The 3,046-nt window shown below is 46.6% G+C and carries 4 protein-coding genes; 1 reads left to right on the top strand and 3 read right to left on the bottom strand.

Annotated features, from left to right (window positions below):
- Positions 1-565: polysaccharide biosynthesis protein (locus tag ABUA47_RS24010; protein ID WP_349832199.1), on the top strand; the 565-nt coding region annotated here is incomplete at its 5' end.
- Between the two features lie 94 nt (positions 566-659).
- On the opposite strand, the gene ABUA47_RS24005 is transcribed toward ABUA47_RS24010, so the two are convergent.
- The 3 genes from ABUA47_RS24005 to ABUA47_RS23995 form a co-directional block, all read right to left on the bottom strand.
- The gene (locus ABUA47_RS24005; protein ID WP_008664861.1) at positions 660-1,637 is read right to left on the bottom strand and encodes a dihydroorotate dehydrogenase-like protein; all 978 of its coding nucleotides are present in this window, start codon (positions 1,635-1,637) and stop codon (positions 660-662) included.
- An 18-nt stretch (positions 1,638-1,655) separates the two neighbouring features.
- Positions 1,656-2,321 (bottom strand): YggS family pyridoxal phosphate-dependent enzyme, encoded by a 666-nt coding sequence (locus tag ABUA47_RS24000; RefSeq protein ID WP_117887649.1) that lies wholly within the window; start codon positions 2,319-2,321, stop codon positions 1,656-1,658.
- A 79-nt stretch (positions 2,322-2,400) separates the two neighbouring features.
- The gene (locus ABUA47_RS23995) at positions 2,401-2,865 is read right to left on the bottom strand and encodes a DUF4494 domain-containing protein (protein WP_005831367.1); all 465 of its coding nucleotides are present in this window, start codon (positions 2,863-2,865) and stop codon (positions 2,401-2,403) included.
- Positions 2,866-3,046: the final 181 nt, after the last annotated feature.

Here is a 3,046-nt window from a genome sequence, read left to right as displayed (position 1 = left end):
GAAGGAGGGAGGCCATGCCACTCAGTTCATCACTACGCGTTTCGGCAATGTGCTGGGTTCCAACGGTTCTGTCATTCCCCGTTTCCGCGACCAGATTCAGCGTGGCGGCCCGGTGACAGTGACCCATCCTGAGATAATCCGTTACTTCATGACCATTCCCGAAGCTTGCCGCCTTGTTCTTGAGGCCGGCAGTATGGGCAACGGCGGTGAAATCTACATCTTCGACATGGGTAAGCCGGTGAAGATTGTGGACCTTGCCAAGCGTATGATCAGCCTTTCCGGACGTACGGATGTGAAGATTGAATTTACCGGTCTCCGTCATGGCGAGAAGCTCTACGAGGAACTCTTGAATGTGAAGGAGCTTACAAAGCCCACCTATCATGAGAAGATTATGATTGCCACGGTGCGTGAGTATGACTATGACGAGGTGAAGGAGCGTATCCAGAAGCTGATTGATGTAAGTTACACCTATGACCAGATGAAAATTGTTGCTGCCATGAAGGATATTGTTCCGGAGTTCGTGAGCAAGAATTCCTGCTTTGAGGCGCTGGATAAGAAGAAATAAAAAGATAGCGGTATAGTATAAAATGAAAGGGTGATAACGTCATTGTAGTGTTATCACCCTTTCAATTTTATTGTCTTCTTGTCAGTCTTTTGTCTCATTCATGTGAAGAGAAGTATTTCAAGAACTGTGTACGTTCGAAGGTATTGACTCCCTTCGGGTCGTTTACGTTCAGAATACCTTTGAACTGGCTGATGGTTTCCATACCTTTGCGGTCCATCCACAAGTTGAGGAAGCGGATGTATTCTTCAATGATGGTAGCTGAATTCTGATAAAGCACACTGCATATCTCTACGGCCGAAGCACCTGCTAATATTGCCTTGACAACGCCTTCGGGCGAGTGGATACCACCGGAAGCGGCATAGTCCAGCTTGTTTACGGCTGCCGAAGCGATGCCTATCCAGCGCAGGGCTTTAGACAAATCGGCTTCATTGCTGAATACGTTGCCGGATACTTGTATCATTTTCTCAATGTTGATGTCCGGCTGGTAGAAGCGGTTGAACAGCACTACTGCGGCGGCACCGTTGGCATACAGCTGGTCTATCAGAGCTATCGGATTGGTCAGGTTGTCGCCCAGCTTCATGATGACGGGTATCTTGACCGTCTTCTTGATGTGGCTCAGAATGTCGATGTGGCGTTGCTCGAAGGTTCCATATGTATACTGTACATCCGTCTGCAGTGCAAGGATATTGATTTCCAGTGCGTCTGCACCAGCTTCTTCTATTTTGGTGGCAAATTCCACCCAGTCGGCATTCTGATAGCAGTTGATGCTGGCTATGATGGGGATATTGCAAACCTTTTTGCTTTCCTTAATCAGGTTCAGATATTCACCCAGCTTATGTTCGCGGATATATCCTACAAGGTAGTCACTGCCTTCGGGGTACATGTTCGGGTCTCCCATCCAGTCAGCCTCCATCATGATTTGCTCTTCAAAGAGTGATTTTAGCACAATGGCACCTGCGCCGGCCTCAGATAGTTTCTGGTTCTTGGCGGCGCTGTCTGTCAGTCCGGAGCTGCTGACGATAATGGGGTTTCTGAGTTTCAGCCCTGCAAAAGTAGTTTCTAATGTTGCCATGATAATGATTTTTTATGGTTAATAGTTTCTTTCTCCAAAAATCTTGCTTCCTACACGTATCAAGGTGCTTCCGGCTGCAATGGCCTCGTGGTAATCGTGAGACATTCCCATGGACAGTTCCCGGAATGACTCTGCATCAGCAAACCACTTGGCTTTCACTTCATTGAAGAAGCTACTTAAAGAACAAAACTCTGTTTTGATTTGTTCGTCATTGTCCGTATTTGTGGCCATGCCCATCAATCCGCATATCCGGATATGCTTGAGCTCTCTCCATTCACCGGCTGCCAGCATTTCCCGGCATTCGTCAAAGCTGAATCCAAACTTGGTCTCTTCCCGGGCAATGTGCAGCTGCAGCAGGCAGTTGACGGTTTTTCCGGCTTTGGCAGCCTGCTTGTTCACTTCGGCCAACAGCTTGTAGGAGTCTATGCCATGAATCAGCGCTACGTAAGGAACGATATATTTTATTTTGTTTGTTTGCAGATGCCCGATGAAATGCCATTCTATGTCTTTGGGCAGACTTTCGTATTTGGTGGTCATTTCCTGCACCTTACTTTCTCCGAACACACGCTGGCCGGCACGATACGCTTCTTCTATCGCCTCGTTGGGGTGAAATTTGGAAACAGCCACCAGCCGTACCTTTTCAGGCAGTTCGCTCAGTACTTGTTTTAAATTCTCTGCAATCATCGTTTTTTTGAGTTATGAGTTATGAGTTATAAGTTATGGGTCGCAATAATAATTCATAACTTATAACTCATAACTCAAATTAAACTTCCGGTTTGTCGTCGGGCTCTGCACTGTACGGATATACATCCATAATGGCGGTTTCCGCTACAGATGCTATCTGGTAGTCGGCCATTGTGCCTTTCATGCCCTCATCCAGTTTCTTCACTGCATCACGCAGGTCGGCAGCCTGCACCAATACCTGGGTAGAGGTTTTCTTTTCCGCACCGCTTTTCTCGTCCAGTGTGATGAAAACCAGTTTACATTTAAACCAGCGGTCGGCAGCTTCCTCTTCGCTGGGGAACAATTCGCTATAGTTGGCACGTTTGATGTCCGATACGGTGAACTCTCCCGAAATGAACGGCGTCATCTCTTCGATGATGCGTGCTTCCGCTTCCGTAAAACTGAGGGCATCCACCAGGTACGGTTCGGTCACCTTCTTGTTCATTCCATTTTCCATTGTTTTCTCGTAACGGATCTTACATTCAAACCATGTATGCATTGCCATAATTTTCTGTTTTTAATTATTGATTTATTGTTAGTTAAGCTGCTTTATGCGTGCCTATGCCCGCCGAAAGCAGTGCAAAGATAGCCAAAAACTAAATGGATATAAAAAGTTGCCTTGCATTTTACGTGAAAATTTTATTGGAGAACCGGGACGGTACGTATGGGCATAAAAAAAGGAGTAC

Source organism: Bacteroides sp. RTP31139st1_H2_RTP31139_211217, from assembly GCF_040227615.1.
Lineage (GTDB): Bacteria > Bacteroidota > Bacteroidia > Bacteroidales > Bacteroidaceae > Bacteroides > Bacteroides uniformis.
The sequence above is the reverse complement of the archived record's forward strand: the minus strand, read 5'-3'. Positions and strand labels throughout refer to the sequence as shown.